16 protein-coding genes and 1 tRNA gene are annotated in these 15,160 nt (G+C 70.4%); 12 read left to right on the top strand and 5 right to left on the bottom strand.

What is annotated here, in order from left to right:
- Nucleotides 1-2: 2 nt before the first annotated feature.
- From ACWGI6_RS09700 to ACWGI6_RS09665, 8 genes are all read left to right on the top strand, one after another.
- On the top strand, nucleotides 3-1,358 hold the full coding sequence (locus ACWGI6_RS09700; protein WP_453266973.1) for an FtsK/SpoIIIE domain-containing protein: 1,356 nt from the start codon (nucleotides 3-5) through the stop codon (nucleotides 1,356-1,358).
- 80 nt (nucleotides 1,359-1,438) lie between these two features.
- Nucleotides 1,439-2,119: a DUF2637 domain-containing protein gene (locus tag ACWGI6_RS09695; protein WP_453266972.1), complete on the top strand. Its 681-nt coding sequence runs from the start codon at nucleotides 1,439-1,441 to the stop codon at nucleotides 2,117-2,119.
- An 18-nt stretch (nucleotides 2,120-2,137) separates the two neighbouring features.
- Nucleotides 2,138-2,329 (top strand): mobile element transfer protein, encoded by a 192-nt coding sequence (locus ACWGI6_RS09690; protein WP_018092383.1) that lies wholly within the window; start codon nucleotides 2,138-2,140, stop codon nucleotides 2,327-2,329.
- 18 nt (nucleotides 2,330-2,347) lie between these two features.
- Nucleotides 2,348-2,503 carry a hypothetical protein gene (locus ACWGI6_RS09685; RefSeq protein WP_453266971.1) on the top strand — a complete coding sequence of 52 codons (156 nt, stop codon included), beginning with the start codon at nucleotides 2,348-2,350 and terminating at the stop codon, nucleotides 2,501-2,503.
- Between the two features lie 24 nt (nucleotides 2,504-2,527).
- Complete coding sequence (locus ACWGI6_RS09680) at nucleotides 2,528-2,836, top strand: SpdD-like protein (protein WP_453266970.1); 309 nt, start codon at nucleotides 2,528-2,530, stop codon at nucleotides 2,834-2,836.
- A 136-nt stretch (nucleotides 2,837-2,972) separates the two neighbouring features.
- Nucleotides 2,973-4,340, top strand: a complete 1,368-nt coding sequence (gene repSA / locus ACWGI6_RS09675) for a replication initiator protein RepSA (protein WP_453266969.1) — start codon at nucleotides 2,973-2,975, stop codon at nucleotides 4,338-4,340.
- Nucleotides 4,337-4,546, top strand: coding sequence for an excisionase family DNA-binding protein (locus ACWGI6_RS09670; protein WP_453266968.1), 210 nt, complete (start codon nucleotides 4,337-4,339; stop codon nucleotides 4,544-4,546). The genes repSA and ACWGI6_RS09670 overlap by 4 nt, the downstream gene beginning before the upstream one ends.
- Complete coding sequence (locus ACWGI6_RS09665; RefSeq protein WP_453266967.1) at nucleotides 4,546-5,706, top strand: tyrosine-type recombinase/integrase; 1,161 nt, start codon at nucleotides 4,546-4,548, stop codon at nucleotides 5,704-5,706. Before ACWGI6_RS09670 ends, ACWGI6_RS09665 begins: the two co-directional genes overlap by 1 nt.
- Nucleotides 5,707-5,757: 51 nt before the next feature.
- Here the strand turns inward: ACWGI6_RS09665 and ACWGI6_RS09660 are convergent.
- Nucleotides 5,758-5,831: transfer RNA gene (locus ACWGI6_RS09660), tRNA-Gly, on the bottom strand.
- A 317-nt stretch (nucleotides 5,832-6,148) separates the two neighbouring features.
- Between ACWGI6_RS09660 and ACWGI6_RS09655 the strand changes: the two genes are divergently transcribed.
- The 4 genes from ACWGI6_RS09655 to ACWGI6_RS09640 all read left to right on the top strand — a co-directional run bounded on the left by ACWGI6_RS09655 (nucleotide 6,149) and on the right by ACWGI6_RS09640 (nucleotide 9,371).
- Nucleotides 6,149-6,271 (top strand): hypothetical protein, encoded by a 123-nt coding sequence (locus ACWGI6_RS09655; protein WP_267908576.1) that lies wholly within the window; start codon nucleotides 6,149-6,151, stop codon nucleotides 6,269-6,271.
- Nucleotides 6,272-6,434: 163 nt separating this feature from the next.
- Nucleotides 6,435-7,010, top strand: coding sequence for a dCTP deaminase (gene dcd, locus ACWGI6_RS09650; protein WP_453266966.1), 576 nt, complete (start codon nucleotides 6,435-6,437; stop codon nucleotides 7,008-7,010).
- 84 nt (nucleotides 7,011-7,094) lie between these two features.
- Nucleotides 7,095-7,592: a phosphoribosyltransferase gene (locus ACWGI6_RS09645; RefSeq protein ID WP_393909437.1), complete on the top strand. Its 498-nt coding sequence runs from the start codon at nucleotides 7,095-7,097 to the stop codon at nucleotides 7,590-7,592.
- A gap of 267 nt (nucleotides 7,593-7,859) precedes the next feature.
- Nucleotides 7,860-9,371, top strand: a complete 1,512-nt coding sequence (locus ACWGI6_RS09640) for a ricin-type beta-trefoil lectin domain protein (RefSeq protein ID WP_453266965.1) — start codon at nucleotides 7,860-7,862, stop codon at nucleotides 9,369-9,371.
- A 120-nt stretch (nucleotides 9,372-9,491) separates the two neighbouring features.
- Here ACWGI6_RS09640 and ACWGI6_RS09635 read toward each other — a convergent pair whose 3' ends face one another.
- From ACWGI6_RS09635 to ACWGI6_RS09620, 4 genes are all read right to left on the bottom strand, one after another.
- Nucleotides 9,492-10,460, bottom strand: a complete 969-nt coding sequence (locus ACWGI6_RS09635; protein ID WP_453267006.1) for a Yip1 family protein — start codon at nucleotides 10,458-10,460, stop codon at nucleotides 9,492-9,494.
- Between the two features lie 99 nt (nucleotides 10,461-10,559).
- Nucleotides 10,560-11,123, bottom strand: coding sequence for an N-acetyltransferase family protein (locus tag ACWGI6_RS09630; protein ID WP_453266964.1), 564 nt, complete (start codon nucleotides 11,121-11,123; stop codon nucleotides 10,560-10,562).
- Between the two features lie 72 nt (nucleotides 11,124-11,195).
- Nucleotides 11,196-12,518, bottom strand: a complete 1,323-nt coding sequence (locus ACWGI6_RS09625) for an FG-GAP repeat domain-containing protein (protein WP_453266963.1) — start codon at nucleotides 12,516-12,518, stop codon at nucleotides 11,196-11,198.
- Between the two features lie 173 nt (nucleotides 12,519-12,691).
- Nucleotides 12,692-14,959 carry a heterodisulfide reductase-related iron-sulfur binding cluster gene (locus ACWGI6_RS09620; protein WP_453266962.1) on the bottom strand — a complete coding sequence of 756 codons (2,268 nt, stop codon included), beginning with the start codon at nucleotides 14,957-14,959 and terminating at the stop codon, nucleotides 12,692-12,694.
- Nucleotides 14,960-15,160 lie beyond the last annotated feature (201 nt).

The raw sequence follows: 15,160 nt of genomic DNA, 5'->3' as shown, positions 1-15,160 counted from the left end.
TCATGGCCCGCCTCTCGCTCGTACTGCTGCTGGTCGTCGCCACCGCTCTCGTGCTGCGGTGGCGGCGCCCCGCCTGGTACTGGATGACCTTCGGGGTCGTCCTCGCCGCGCTGCGGGTGTTAGCCCGGTATGCCTCGGTCATGGACGCCTGCGGCCTGACCGTCCCGCCCTCGCGCTGGCGACTCGCGCTCGCCCGCATGACCGACCGCCCGGCCCCGGAGTCGCGCGCCCCACGCATCCTCCGCCTCCGGCCGACCCGTACCGGGCTCGTCCTGCGGCTCAAACTCCGGCCCGGCCAGGACGCATTCGATGTCTCCGCCGCCACCGATCGGCTGCGGCACTCCTTCGGGATGTACGGCGTCACCGCCCGGGAGATCCGCTCCGGGGTCGTCGAACTGCGGATGACGGGCTACGACGTGCTCAAGCGCGTGCAGATGCCCGCCAAGATCGACCGCACTCCGATGCGTGTGCCCGTCGCGCTGCGCGAGGACGGGGCGGTCCACTACCGCGATTTCCGGATCGTCCCGCACGGACTCACGATCGGGGCCACCGAGTCGGGCAAGTCCGTCTACCAGCGCAATCTGGTGGCCGGCCTCGCCGCCCAGGACGTCGCGCTCGTCGGCATCGACTGCAAGCAAGGCGTCGAGCTGTTCCCGCTGGCCCGCCGCTTCTCCGCCCTCGCCGACAACCAGGACACCGCGCTCGATCTGCTCGAAGCCCTGGTCTCGCACATGGAGTACGTCTACCAACTCGTCCGCGAGGAACAGCGCATCAGCGTGAACGTCCCGGACGCGGAGATCGCCGCCGACATCTGGGACCTGGCCGAGGACCTGCGTCCCACGCCCGTCGTGGTCCTGGTGGACGAAGTGTCCGAACTCGCCCTCTTCGCCTCCAAGGACGAGGAGAAGCGCCGGGACCGGATCATCACCGCGCTCGTCCGGCTGGCCCAGCTCGGCCGTGCCGCCGGCATCTACCTGGAGATCTGCGGTCAGCGCTTCGGCTCCGAACTCGGCAAGGGCATCACGATGCTCCGGGCCCAGCTCACCGGCCGTACTGTGCACCGCGTCAACGATGAGACCAGTGCCAACATGGCCTTCGGCGACATCTCCCCGGACGCCGTGCTGGCCGCCATCCAGATACCCGCAGATGTGCCCGGCGTCGCGGTAGCCGGTGACTCGACCGGTGGCTGGTCACGCATCCGCGCCCCGCACACCTCGCTGCGCGAAGCAGTGAACCTCTGCAACAAGTACGCCGACCGGACGCCGGACCTGCCCGCGCTCGCGCCCTTCCGGCCCGCCGTCGCCCCGTCGGCCTCGACTGCCGTGCGGCTCGCCAAGGCGTCCTCCGCGACTGCCTGACCCTCCCTTCCAAGGTCGGCGCCACCTCGACGCGCCAAGTCCCTACCCCCTCCATGCCAGATCCCGGAAGGAGAACCGACATGGGACGCATCCGCCCGGACCCCGTTCTCGTACAAGCCGTCATCGCCGGAGCGCTCTCCTTCGCCCACCTCCACGACCTGGCCGCTGCTGCCGGGCAGGACGGCTGGAAGGCGTGGGCCTACCCCGTCAGCGTCGACCTGCTGCTGGTCGCGGCCTGGCGGCGACTCCGCAACGACGGCCCGTCCCGGCTCGCCTGGTGCTGGTTCCTGATCGCCCTGGTGGCCTCGCTCGGCGCCAACGTCGCGACCGCAGGATTCCTCGACCTCCGGCACCCGCCCGCCTGGCTCCGCTTCGGCATCGCCGGATGGCCCGCACTCGCCTTCCTTGGCGGGACCCTGCTGGCTCATACGCGGGGTGTGGTCGAAGCCGCCGACACCAACCCGTTGGCCGACATGGCTCCGGCACCCGCTCCCATACCTGCTCCGGTCCCGACAGTTGAATCTCCGGCCGAACCGCCCGAGTTGGAGGTCGCCGACCTCCCCGCGGCCGAGCCACCCGCCGAACCGCCCCGGCCTGCACCCGCACCTGCGCCCGTCCCGGCCGCGCTCGTCGCCCACGCCCGCAAGGTCGCCGACGAGCACCGCGCCCGGACCGGAGACCAGATCGACACCGACACCCTGCGGGCCCGCCTCGGCGTCCCGCCTCAGCTCGCGGACTCCATCGCCGCCCAACTCACTTGACCAGCAAGGAGAACCACCATGCCCGCCCGCGACCACTTCCACTCCGTCATGCGGATCGGCCCCGTCCAGATCGGCACCTACCGCGACCGCCACGGCCGCACCAAGCACGCCGCCGTCTGCACCGCCGACCGCTGCGGCTGGTCCGCCGACTTCTCCAGCCGCTCGGCCGCCCAGCTCGCCGCCCGCACCCACCGCTGCACCGTCCGCTGACCGGCTGAGGAGGCCCCCATGGACGTCCCGCTCTGGCTCGCCCTGATCGCCGTCGGATACCTCGGTATCAAGCTCATCCGCCCGCCCTGGTGGCTCGTGGCCGTGTTCCTCCTCGGCGGCTACCTCCTCGCCGACAGCTTCCTGGCCTCCGCCATCGACATGGCCGTCAAGTAACGCCCGCGGAAGGGAGATCCACCAATGTTCCGTCCCAAGATCCCGACCAACCCGGCGCCCACCGGACTCGTCACCCCGTCCTCCGTCGAACCGACCGCCACCGTGCGGCACACCCCGCCGCCGGCCCCGGTCGCCCAGTCCTCGACCCGCCCCGCGGTTCAACTCACGCCCGGCACCGCTCTCGCCCTCGTCGGCGGCGGCACGGCCGTGGTCCTGATCGTCGGCGCCGTCCTGGTCTCGATGCTCCTCGCGGTCGCCATCAGCGGGGTGTCCGTCGCCGTCTGCGCGGTCGTCCTCCGCTCGCTGCTCGCCTCCGAGCGCACGCACCGCTGACCGGCCCCGGGCGGCCTCAACCGCCAAGTCTCCGCCGCCCGGGAGCCGTGCTCCGTCCGAACCACAGATCCGGAAGGAAGCCCCATCATGACCGACCGCACCGCCGCCCGCCCGTCCCGTACACGGGAGGTCGCCCGTGCCTGACACGCTCCTCGACCCGACCACCCTCGGCGACCTGCTGAGGGTGGCTTCGGCCCCCGACTACGACCGCTGGGCAGACCAGATCCACCGCACCGGCGGCTGCTCCGACCCGGTCCACCTCACCGGCTGGACCCTCTCCAAGGACCGCACGTCGGGCGAGACCCTGCACCACTACTCGACCGCGTCCGAACCTGGCGGACGACTCCGCCTCGCCTGCGGCAACCGCCGCGCCTCCCGCTGCCCCGCCTGCGCCTGGACCTACGCCGGAGACACCTACCACCTCATCCGCGCCGGCCTGGCCGGAGACGACCGCCGCGGCCTCCCCGCCACCGTCCGAGACCACCCCCGCGTCTTCACCACCCTCACCGCACCTTCCTTCGGCCCCGTGCACAACCGGCCTGACCGAGGCGCCTGCCGCTGCGGCACACAACACCGCACGGACGATCCGGCACTCGGCACCGCCCTGGACCCCGAGACGTACGACTACGCCGCCGCCGTCCTGTTCAACAACCACGCGGGAGACCTCTGGCAACGATTCACCACCCGACTCCGCCGCGAACTGGCCGCCCGCGCCGGCCTCACCCAACGCGACCTCAAGGAATCCGCCCGCGTCTCTTACGGCAAGGTCGCCGAGTTCCAGAAGCGCGGCGCCTTCCACTTCCACTCGGTGATCCGCATCGACGGACCGGACGGTCCCAGAACACCGCCGCCGTCCTGGGCAAGCGTCGACCTACTGACCGATGCAATCCACGCCGCCGCCGCACACTCCTACACCTCGGTCACGGCCCCAGCAGCCGGGGACCAACCCGCCCGAACCTTCCGCTGGGGCACGCAGTTGGACGTGCGGCCGGTCAAGGCCTTCGGCGACGGCTCCGACATCACCGAACAGGCGGTGGCCTCCTACGTGGCGAAGTACGCGACCAAGGCCGCCGAGACCACCGGCACCCTCGACCGCCGCATCGGCGAACTCGCCGAGCTGGACCGCCACCACGTCCCCGAACACACCCGCCGCCTGATCACCGCGTGCAAAGCCCTGGACCCGCTCTACCCGGACCGCCGCCTCTGGGCCTGGGCCCACATGCTCGGCTTCCGCGGCCACTTCTCCTCCAAGTCCCGCCGCTACTCAATCACCCTCGGCGAGCTGCGCGCGGCCCGCGCCGACTTCCGCGCCGCCCAGGAACGCGAAGCCCTCGGCCTCGAACCCCCGGAGCCGGACACCGTCCTCGTCCTGACCGACTGGCAATACGTCGGCCACGGCCACACCCCCGGCGAATCCGCCCTCGCCGACACCATCGCCCGCGACCTCCAACTCAACCGCGAGACCGCCCGGGAAGCCCTCGCTCAGGAAGGGGAACGAGCGTGACTGATCTCCTGCTCACCGTCGACCAAGCCGCCGAACGCCTCGGCACCACCGCACGCTTCCCCCGCCGCCTCATCGCCGAGCGTCGGATCGCCTTCATCAAGGTCGGAAGCCACGTGCGCATCAAGGAGAGCGTCCTGGTGGCGTACATCGAGGGCCAAACGGTTCAGCCCATCCGTCGTCGCTCACGTCTCGGGAGGGCCGCCTGATGGGGAACGCCAAGGGCACTCGTCGGCGCTTCGGCTCGGTGCGTCAGTACCGGTCCGGCCGCTGGACCGCGAGCTACCTGGGACCGGATGGTCAGGAGTTCCGCACACCGGAGACTTTCGAGACCAAGAAGGATGCCGAGGTCTGGCTCTCACAGATCGAGGCGGATCTCACGCGCGGCGACTGGCAGGACCCGGACGCCGGTGCGGTGAACTTCAAGGAGTACGCACTCCAGTGGGTGGATGAGCGCGGTCTCTCCGCCACCACTGACGAGCTGTACCGCCGACTCCTACGCCTGCACATCCTGCCTACCTTCGAGGGCCTGGACCTCGACGAGATCACCGCACCCTGTGTCCGCACCTGGCGAACCGAGCGGCTGTCGACCACCGGGGCCGCCACGACCGTGGCCAAGTCCTATCGACTGCTCAAGGCCATCCTGGAAACCGCGGTCGACGACGAGCTGATCCGCCGCAACCCCTGCCGCATCAGGGGCGCCGGAAAGGAGTCCTCCGCCGAACGCCAGATCGCCACCGTCGACCAGGTCGACGCGCTCGCCAACGCCCTCGGGCCTCGCTGGCGGCTGATGGTCTTCCTCGGTGCGTACGGTCCCATGCGACCGGAGGAACAGGCCGAGCTGCGCCGTAAGGACGTGGACCTGGACGCGATGACCATCCGCGTCCGCATGGCCGCCCCCGAGCTGACGACCGGCCGTCGTGCTCCTGGCGACACCAAGTCGGACGCGGGCAAGCGACTTGTGGTTCTGCCGGCCTTCCTCCGGACCGACCTCCGACGTCACCTCGACTGGTATGCGGAGAAGGACCCGGACGGACTGCTGTTCGTGGGGGAGAAGGGCAAGCCGTTCCGGCGGTCCTCCTTCGGGCGGAAATGGCGCAAGGCTCGCGAGCTCGTCGGCATGCCGGAAGGCTTCCGCTTCTACGACCTTCGTCACACCGGTCACACCCTGGCGACGCGGTCCGGAGCGACGCTCAAGGACACGATGGTCCGCGCCGGCCAGTCGTCGGAGAAGGCCGCGTTGATCTACCAGCACTCGGATCTTGAGCGGCAACAGGAAGTCGCGAGTGGGCTGGACGCCCTCGTGCGGGCCGCCCGCGACAAGCCCGCTCAGAAGCCTTCTGGTGCGGATCTGGTGCGCGACGCTTAGCGCGGTCTAGACAACAAAGAAGGCCCAGGTCGCTGACCTGGGCCTCAACTATGGAGCGGGTGACGGGAATCGAACCCGCGCTCTGAGCTTGGGAAGCTCATGTTCTACCATTAAACTACACCCGCGTAATCCCGCCTCTGATCGAGGGCGGAACATCGTCGCACACTCTACCCCATCGCCGCCTCGCGGTGCATTTGGCGTGCTCGGACGGGGTGTGGCGGGCGTTCGGTCGGGGTGTGGGCCGGGGTGTCGGGGGTGCGGGTTGCGTGGGGTTCGCGGGGTGGGATGCGGGTGCGGGGCGCGGGAGTTGAGGCGTACGGTGGGGCGTCGGAGTGCCGCTTGTGGTGGCGCCCAGTTCATCCCCTAATGTGGCTTTTGTTGTCCACGCAGTTGGGAGAGGGACTTGATGGAGCGCACCGTCGTACGTTGTGCCGAGGGCCACGTGTTCAGCACCGCTTCGTTCCCGATGCAGACCACCGACCGGCTCGGTCCCGGACGGCTGTTGCGCTGCCCGCGCTGTGCGCGGCTGCGGCACTCGGTGCCCGTCGAGCACGCCAAGCGGTAGCGATCAAGAGACGTAGCGATACCCAGTAAGAGACGTAGCGATACGCAGTAAGAGACGTCGCGACAAGCAGTAGGAGCGAGGAGTGGCAGGGCCCGGCTCCCCCGGTGGGGGCCGGGCCCCTCGTCGTGCGGCGGGGGCGGTGCGGGCGCGTATCCTCATCTGCGTGCTTCTCTCAGACAAGGACATCCGGGCCGAGATCGATGCCGGTCGGGTACGCATCGACCCCTACGAAGAGTCGATGGTGCAGCCGTCCAGCATCGACGTGCGGCTCGACCGCTATTTCCGGGTGTTCGAGAACCACCGCTACCCGCACATCGACCCCGCCGTCGAGCAGTCCGATCTGACCCGTGAGGTCGTGCCCGAGGGCGATGAGGCGTTCATCCTGCACCCGGGCGAGTTCGTGCTCGCCTCGACGTACGAGGTCATCACGCTGCCGGACGACCTGGCTTCCCGGCTCGAGGGCAAGAGCTCGCTGGGACGGCTGGGGCTGCTGACGCACTCGACCGCCGGGTTCATCGACCCGGGGTTCAGCGGGCACGTGACGCTGGAGCTGAGCAATGTCGCCACGCTGCCGATCAAGCTGTGGCCGGGGATGAAGATCGGGCAGCTGTGCATGTTCCGGCTGACCTCGCCGGCCGAGCACCCGTACGGGAGTGAGAAGTACGGCTCCCGCTACCAGGGGCAGCGCGGTCCGACGCCGTCCCGGTCGTTCAAGAACTTTCACCGGACGCAGGTATGACGCAGCCGCTTCGGTGCGGGGGGCGCGCCCGACAGGGCGGGCGCATGGCAGAGCGTGTGGACACAGAAGGTCTGAGAGAGATACGTGAGTGACGTGCGGGAGAACCTGACGTACGAGCGGTTCGGTGGGGCGATCCGCGAGCTGGCGCAGACGATTGCCGACGACGGGTACGAGCCCGATGTCGTGCTGTCGATCGCCCGTGGCGGCGTCTTCGTCGCGGGGGGTCTGGCGTACGCGCTGGACTGCAAGAACATCCACCTGGTGAACGTGGAGTTCTACACCGGGGTGGGGACCACCCTGGAGATGCCGGTCATGCTGGCGCCGGTGCCGAATGCGATCGACTTCTCGGAGAAGAAGGTGCTGATCGCCGATGATGTCGCGGACACCGGCAAGACGCTGAAGCTGGTGCACGACTTCTGCAAGGGGACCGTGGCGGAGGTCCGCAGCGCGGTGATCTATGAGAAGTCGCAGTCGCTGGTGAAGTGCGAGTACGTGTGGAAGCGCACGGACGACTGGATCAACTTCCCGTGGAGCGTCCACCCGCCGGTGGTGCGGCGCGAGGGGCAGATCCTCGACGCCTGAGGTGACGGGCTGAGCGCCGATCGCCGTCCCGGGTAAGGGAGTTGGCGGTCCGGCGGTTTCCCCTGCGCCGGTTTCGGCCAATCCCGTTCCGGGTGTTCCGCCGCTGTCTACCTGCGAGTACAACCCGCGGTAACAGCAGACCGGAGGGGAGTCCCCATGGTGCGTGCGAGACGCGGGCAGTGGGCGTTACGTGGGTGGCGTACGGGAGCAGGGGCACATACGCGGTACCGGGCGCGGGCGGGGGGCGGGCGGCGGCTGAGAGGTGTCGTGGCGATCTCGGCCGCGGCGTTGACCGTGGTGTTCTCCGTGGCGGCGGGCGGGGCGAGTGCCGCCACCGGCACCGCATCGCGCCCGACGCCGGCCGGGGCCGCGGCCGCCAAGCCGCTGGCGCCCGAGCTGGAGAAGATCCGGGCGCAGGAGGCGGCGAAGCTCTACGGGGATCCGGCCGAGCGGCCCCTCGGGGAGCGGAAGACCTCGTTGATCTCGCTGGGGGACAGTGAGATCTCGGGGGAGGGCGTCGGGACGTATGAGCCCGGCACGGACGGCCCGAACAATTGGTGCCACCGGTCGCCGGACTCGGCGATCCACCGGACCGGTATCGCGGCGGACGTGACGTACAACGCGGCCTGCTCGGGGGCGTACAGCGGCAATATCGTGATCGGCGGCAGCAAGCAGTACGCCGATGAGCTGGTGCAGAGCGACAGTCTCGCCATCGCGGCCCGTAACACCCGGCTGAAGATGGTGCTGCTGGTGGCCGGCGCCAATGACGACCTGCAGTTCGGCTCGGTGATGACGGACTGTGTGGTGCGCTGGTTCCTGCTGCAGGGCACCTGCGAGCCGAAGTACCAGCCGGGCTGGCAGGCGCGGGTCGACGGGCTGGGGCCGAAGATCGAGCGGACGGCCGGCGATCTGCGGACCGTGATGCGGGACGCGGGGTACGCGGACGGCGACTACCGGCTCGTGGTGATGTCGTATCCGAGTCCGATCGGGCCGGATGTGGAGGACAACCCGCACTTCCCGGGGAAGCTGCTGGGCGGCTGCACGGGCTACACCTCCGACGCGGGCTGGGGGCGCAATGCCGCCGTGCCGGCCTTCGAGCGGGGTGTGCGGAAGGCCGCGCGGGACGCGGGGGCGACCTACCTCGACGCGTCGCGGCTGTTCCATGGGCACGAGGTGTGCATGGAGGACACCTGGGCCCGCGGGCTGTATGTGAATCTCTCCAACCCCGTCCCGCCGGACTCGAACTCCGTGCGGCAGTCGTTCCATCCCAACGCCCGCGGGCACCGCGCGTTCGCGTCCTGCCTCACCCAGCTGTACGCGTCGGGGCTGCGCGAGGCGTCCTGCGCCGATCCGGCGAGCACCGGGCAGCCGAAGCTGTACGCGGGGGCCTGGGACGAGGCGTACCGGCCGCTGAAGAACGCCGGTACGGGGAGTTGTGTGGACGCGACCGGCGGATCCAGCCGTAACGGGACGGTGGTCGGCGGCTGGGACTGCAACGGCCGGCGCAACCAGGACTGGTGGTATGACGGCGATCAGCGGTCGGTGCACGTGGGGCTGACCCAGGACCGGTGCCTGGATGTGCCGGGCGCGGGGTACCGGGCCGGGGCCGGGCTGGTGCTGTGGAACTGCTCGGGCGCGGCCAACCAGCAGTTCGTACGGGCCGACGGCGGCACGGTCCGGCCCGCCGCCGCACAGTCGCTGTGTCTGGCACTGGGGGCGGCGAAGGAGCCGCTGCGGCTGCAGGAGTGCGACGGGTCGGCGGGGCAGCGGTTCGCCTAGGCCCTGATCCATCGGACGGGCCTGGGCCCGTGTCCGCGGGGTGCTGGGCTCGCCACTACGGCGAGGGGCCCGCCCGGAGACTGTGCTCCGGGCGGACCCCTTGCCGTGGCCGGTGTGGCCTTACAGGGTGCCGAGCTTCAGCAGGGCGAGCAGCGCGACCAACTGGATCGCGGAGGCGCCGAGGGCCTTGGGCCACGGCAGGTCGTGCGACTTGCTGACCATGGAGGTCAGCAGATAGCCGGTGGCGAGCCAGGTCAGCCAGCCCAGGACCTGGACCAGGGTGCTGTCGCCGCCGAGGAACATTGCGAAGAGCAGCCGGGGGGCGTCCGAGATCGTCATGATCAGCATGGCCAGGCCGATGGTCGGCTGCCAGGCGCCGTCGCCGCCGAGCTGGCGGGCCAGGGTGTGGGTGACCGTGCCCAGGATCAGGCTGCCGATGATGAACATCACAGCGGTGATCAGCACCCACGGGATGCTGTTGGAGAGGGTGGCGTTCAGCACATCCTCGCGGGCCTTGTCGAAGCCGAAGACCGCGAGCAGGCCGTAGACGAAGGTGACGATCAGCGCCGGGGCCCACACCGAGTGGTCACGCATCTGCCAGAAGGTGGCATCGGGGCGCAGCACGATGCCGGACAGCAGCTGCTTCCAGTGCAGCCGTGGGCCGGCCGGCGGTGCGGATGTCTGGCCGGCGCGGTAGGTGCCGCCGGACGCGTACGCACCGTCGGGGTCGTCGTACCGGCCCTGGGGCGCGTCGTAGGCGTCCGGGGTGTCGCCGACGCTGAACTGCTGGGTGTGACCAGGGTTGTTGTCGTTCGCGTACGGCGCGTAGGACTGCTGCTGGGGTGGGTAGCCACCGTCGCCGAAGTACTCGGGCTCGCCGTGCTGCCCGTGCGGCTGCGGCTGCCCCTGCGGCACGCCGCCGTACTGCTGCGGGGCCTGCCGCGGTGCCTGCTGCGGTGCCTGCTGCCATTGCCCATGCGGTGGCGGGGGCTGCTGCCCGTACGGCCCTTGCTGCCCGTACGGCGCCTGCTGCCCCTGGTGCCCCTGCTGTCCGTTCTGCGCGGGGCGGGCATCCCGTCCGCGACCCATCCTGAATCCAGCCACGTACTCGAAAGTACCTGGTCCGCGTGGATTCGGTGGCGGAGCAGGGGGATCGGGCCCGGGTTTGCATCTGACCTGTGACATCCCCTAGGGGGTTCCCGGAGGGAACCGGGTGCCCGGGGGCGGGGTCCAGCGGAGGGTGAGCTCCGGCAGGTTCTCCATGTTGGCGTTGCCGTCGTTGATGGCCACGACCCGGAAACCGTGGTGGGCGTAGAACGCCCGGGCATCGGCGTTGAGTTGGAAGACGTGCAGGGACAGGCCCTCGGGGCGGTGCCGCCGCGCCGCGGCGAGGAGCAGGGTGCCGATGCCGGCGCGCCGGACATCGGGACGGAGGTAGAGCTGGTCGAGCAGCTCGCCCTGTACGGCCGCGTAGCCCAGGAGCTCCGGGCCACGGGCGGCGACGACGGTGTGACACTGCGGCAGCACGATCTCCCGGATCCAGCGGGTGACCTCGGCGTGGGTACGGCGCTGGGGCGGCAGGTAGGGCATGGTGGCCTGCCGTGACGCCTGGTGGACGGCGGCGATCGCGGGGGCGTCGGTGGGGAGCGCGAGCCGGACCGTGACGGGCGGGGCGGGCGGCGTCTCCCGTGGGTCGGGGCGTGCCACAGCGCTCGGATCGTCAGCCGTGTCCCTGCCCGTGTCTGTGTTCATGGCGTCATGCTCGGATGCGTCCCGGTGCCGGGCAAGTGTATTAGCCACGGGCCACAATCAGCTGGGGGACCGTCAGGAAGCGCTGAAGTCCGCCGTGGTGAAGGAGAGGACGGGCCGCGCGGCGAGGCCTGACGGGCCGCCGGGCAGGACCGTCACCCTGTCGTGGGTGCGGTCGCGCCGGGTGAGGAGGACGAGGTCGGCGCGGTGGTCGCCGTCGAAGTCGGCGAGGGCGAGAACCGTGGAGTGCGGGCGGCCGGCACCGGGGAGACGGGGCACGGGGAGGCGGTGGGCGGTGGCGGAGAGCCCGTGCGCGGTGCCGCTCAGCAGGGCGGGGCGGGTGCCGCCGACGACGAGGTCCGGGTATCCGTCGTGCTGCACATCGGCGGCGGCGAGGGTGGGGACCCCGCCCGTACCCGTACGGATCCTGCCGGGGCGGCCGCCGACGGACAGCAGACCGCCGGTGTCGGCGGTGACGGAGGTCACCCCCCGGCCGGCCGCGGCGAAGCGGCCGAAGGCCGTGGCGTAGCCGGCCGGGTAGGTGGCCGGGCCGGCGCGGAGCGGGCCGCGGGGGCCGCCGAGGGCGAGGCGGCTGCGGGCGCGGCGGCCGGGGTCGGCGGCGCGTACCAGGAGGTCGTCGGCGCCGTCGTGGTCGACGTCGGGAGCCGGCGCGAGGGGCGCGGCGGCGGCCAGGGCGGTGCCGGGGACACTGAGGGGCGCGCCGGCCGCTTCGGGGGCGCCGGTGCGGGTGAACGGGCCCCGCAGATAGCTGATCCGGGGGCCGGAGGCGGTGACGGCCAGGTCGGGCGCGCCATCGCCGTCGAAGTCGCCGCAGACCGGCTGGTCGGGCCATTCGTTGCCGAATCGCGCCCGGTCGGGGATGCGGAGTTTCACGGCGCGGGCGGCGCCGAGGCCCCGGGGCGAGCCGAAGAGCAGCTGTACGGGGACGGGCGGGGGGCCCACGCCGTCGTAGGGCGGGTCGGTGGTGACGACGAGATCGCTGAAGCCGTCCCGGTCGAGGTCGCAGACGGTCTCGGCGTCGAAGGCGGCGGGGACGGCCGTGCCGGTGGGGGCGGCGTTCCGGGCCGGGGTGAGCAACTCCCGGGCGGCCGGGGCGAGTCCGTGCGCGGAGCCGTAGAGGATGCCGATGCCCGGGTCGTCGTCACGGCCGCGGGCGGGGGCGAGCAGGCTGTCGAGGACGAGATCGGGGTGGCCGTCACCGTTGAAGTCGCCGTCGGCTTCGCTGCCCTGGCCGGCCGGGACGGGGCGCGCGGCGGGCAGCGACGAAGCGCGGTGCGGTGCGGGGCGGCGCGCGTCGTCCGCGGGGGAGAGCAGGCCGCAGGAGCTGAGGAGGAGGGCCAGCCCGAGCCCTGCCGCCGTGATGATCCGTCTTCGCATCCCGTCCCCACCCCGCCCGCACCGCTGTTGTCGTGTCGTCGTCCGCGGCCCCCGATGCTCCCGGGCGGTCCGCCGTCCCGCAATGCCCGCCCGCACCGGTGGTCCGGAACTGCCGACGGCCGGCCCCGTGCGAACAGGGGACCGGCCGTCGGCCAACGCGGGTACCCGCGCCGTTACTTCACCGGTTCCGGCTCCGGCGCGTCCTCCGGCTCCTCGTCGCCCGCCGGGTCGACGGGGGTCCTGACGGAGTCCAGCAGCAGCTGGGCCACGTCGACGACCTGGATGGATTCCTTCGCCTTGCCGTCGTTCTTCTTGCCGTTGACCGAGTCGGTGAGCATGACCAGACAGAAGGGGCAGGCCGTCGACACGATGTCGGGGTTCAGCGACAGCGCCTCGTCGACGCGCTCGTTGTTGATGCGCTTGCCGATGCGCTCTTCCATCCACATGCGGGCACCGCCGGCGCCACAGCAGAAGCCGCGCTCCTTGTGGCGGTGCATCTCCTCGCTCCGCAGGCCCGGCACCTTGGCGATGATCTCGCGCGGCGGTGTGTAGACCTTGTTGTGGCGGCCCAGGTAGCAGGGGTCGTGGTACGTGATCAGACCCTCGACCGGGGTGACGGGGGTGAGCTTGCCCTCGTCGATGAGGTGCTGCAGCAGCTGCGTGTGGTGGATGACCTCGAACTCGCCGCCCAGCTGGGGGTACTCGTTCGCGATCGTGTTGAAGCAGTGCGGGCAGGTCGCGACGATCTTCTTCGACGACTTGGGCTTCTTCGTCGACTCGTCCTCGCTGTCCTCGCCGAAGGCCATGTTCAGGGACTCGACGTTCTGCTGGCCGAGCTGCTGGAAGAGGAACTCGTTGCCCAGCCGGCGGGCCGAGTCACCGGTGCAGGCCTCGTCGCCGCCCATGATCGCGAACTTCACGCCCGCGATGTGCAGCAGCTCGGCGAAGGCCTTGGTGGTCTTCTTGGCGCGGTCCTCCAGGGCACCGGCGCAGCCGACCCAGTAGAGGTATTCGACCTCGGTGAGGTCCTCGACGTCCTTGCCGACGACCGGGATCTCGAAGTCGACCTCCTTGGTCCACGCCAGGCGCTGCTTCTTGGCCAGGCCCCAGGGGTTGCCCTTCTTCTCCAGGTTCTTGAGCATCGTGCCCGCCTCGGACGGGAACGAGGACTCGATCATCACCTGGTAGCGGCGCATGTCGACGATGTGGTCGATGTGCTCGATGTCGACCGGGCACTGCTCGACGCAGGCGCCGCAGGTGGTGCAGGACCACAGGACGTCGGGGTCGATGACACCGTTCTCTTCGAGGGTGCCGATCAGCGGGCGCTCGGCCTCGGCCAGCGCGGACGCGGGGACGTCGGCGAGCTGCTCGGCGGTCGCCTGCTCGTTGCCCTCCTCGTCCTTGCCGCCACCCGCGAGCAGGTACGGCGCCTTGGCGTGGGCGTGGTCGCGCAGCGCCATGATCAGCAGCTTCGGCGACAGCGGCTTGCCGGTGTTCCAGGCGGGGCACTGCGACTGGCAGCGGCCGCACTCGGTACAGGTGGAGAAGTCGAGCAGGCCCTTCCAGGAGAAGTGCTCGATCTGGGAGACGCCGAACTGGTCGTCCTCGCTCGGGTCCTCGAAGTCGATCGGCTTGCCCCGGCTGGTCATCGGCGGCAGCGCGCCGAGCGCCACATCGCCGTCCGCCTCACGCTTGAACCAGATGTTGGGGAAGGCCAGGAAGCGGTGCCAGGCGACACCCATGTCCGTCTTCAGCGCGACCGTGATCATCCAGATGAAGGACGTCGCGATCTTGATCCCCGCCACGAGGTACGTGAGGTTCTGGATCGTGCCGAGGCTGAGTCCCTTGAAGGCCGCGATCAGCGGATACGAGGCGAAGAAGCCGATCTCGTAGCTGTCGACGCCGTGCTGCACACCCTCCAGCGCGCGCAGCGTCATGATGCAGAGGCCGACGATGAGGATGACGGCCTCGACGAAGTACGCCTGGCCGAAGTTGGAGCCGGCGAAGCGGGACTTGCGGCCGGCCTTGCCGGGCTTGCTCAGCTGACGGATGACGATCAGGGTCACGATGCCCAGCGTCGTCGTCAGGCCGAGGAACTCGGTGAAGACCTCGTACGGCAGCCAGTCGCCGATGACCGGGATCAGCCAGTCGGACTGGAAGAGCTGGCCGATGGCGTTGACGATCGTCAGCAGCAGCGAGAAGAAGCCCACCGCCACGAACCAGTGCGCCACACCGACCACGCCCCAGCGGTTCATCCGCGTGTGGCCGAGGAACTCCTTGGCGACGGTGAGGGTGCGCTGTGCGGGGTCGTCCGTGCGGGTACCTGCCGGTACGGGCTGGCCTAGCCGTACGAAGCGGTAGATCTGCAGGATGGCACGGCCGAACAGCGCGACGCCGACCGCGATTAGGACCAGCGACACAATGATCGCGGCGAGTTGCATTGGGGGCTCCTCGAACCTGCGAGAGCGGAAATCTGAGCGGAACTACTAAGCGGTAACTTTTCGGGTCTGCGCTGAGGTTACCCATTCTCAGCTGCGCCATGAAGCCGCCCGGCCGGTGATCTGCGTCGCGAAGGCAACCCTGATTGGACCCTCCGCGTCTTGGGGTGGAACCCTGGTGACGGTAAGCGCGACATAAAACTT

Source organism: Streptomyces sp. NPDC054786 (assembly GCF_053611685.1).
Note: the sequence above shows the minus strand (reverse complement) of the source record. Positions and strands in the feature narration are given on the sequence as shown.

What these genes read in the sequence shown, in the direction of transcription:
- ACWGI6_RS09635 (WP_453267006.1), bottom strand. Translation starts at nt 10,460, where the DNA reads ATGGGTCGCGGACGGGATGCCCGCCCCGCGCAGAACGGACAGCAGGGG.
- ACWGI6_RS09700 (WP_453266973.1), top strand. Translation starts at nt 3, where the DNA reads ATGGCCCGCCTCTCGCTCGTACTGCTGCTGGTCGTCGCCACCGCTCTC.
- ACWGI6_RS09620 (WP_453266962.1), bottom strand. Translation starts at nt 14,959, where the DNA reads ATGCAACTCGCCGCGATCATTGTGTCGCTGGTCCTAATCGCGGTCGGC.
- ACWGI6_RS09625 (WP_453266963.1), bottom strand. Translation starts at nt 12,518, where the DNA reads ATGCGAAGACGGATCATCACGGCGGCAGGGCTCGGGCTGGCCCTCCTC.
- ACWGI6_RS09680 (WP_453266970.1), top strand. Translation starts at nt 2,528, where the DNA reads ATGTTCCGTCCCAAGATCCCGACCAACCCGGCGCCCACCGGACTCGTC.
- ACWGI6_RS09685 (WP_453266971.1), top strand. Translation starts at nt 2,348, where the DNA reads ATGGACGTCCCGCTCTGGCTCGCCCTGATCGCCGTCGGATACCTCGGT.
- ACWGI6_RS09630 (WP_453266964.1), bottom strand. Translation starts at nt 11,123, where the DNA reads ATGAACACAGACACGGGCAGGGACACGGCTGACGATCCGAGCGCTGTG.
- ACWGI6_RS09695 (WP_453266972.1), top strand. Translation starts at nt 1,439, where the DNA reads ATGGGACGCATCCGCCCGGACCCCGTTCTCGTACAAGCCGTCATCGCC.
- ACWGI6_RS09665 (WP_453266967.1), top strand. Translation starts at nt 4,546, where the DNA reads ATGGGGAACGCCAAGGGCACTCGTCGGCGCTTCGGCTCGGTGCGTCAG.
- ACWGI6_RS09690 (WP_018092383.1), top strand. Translation starts at nt 2,138, where the DNA reads ATGCCCGCCCGCGACCACTTCCACTCCGTCATGCGGATCGGCCCCGTC.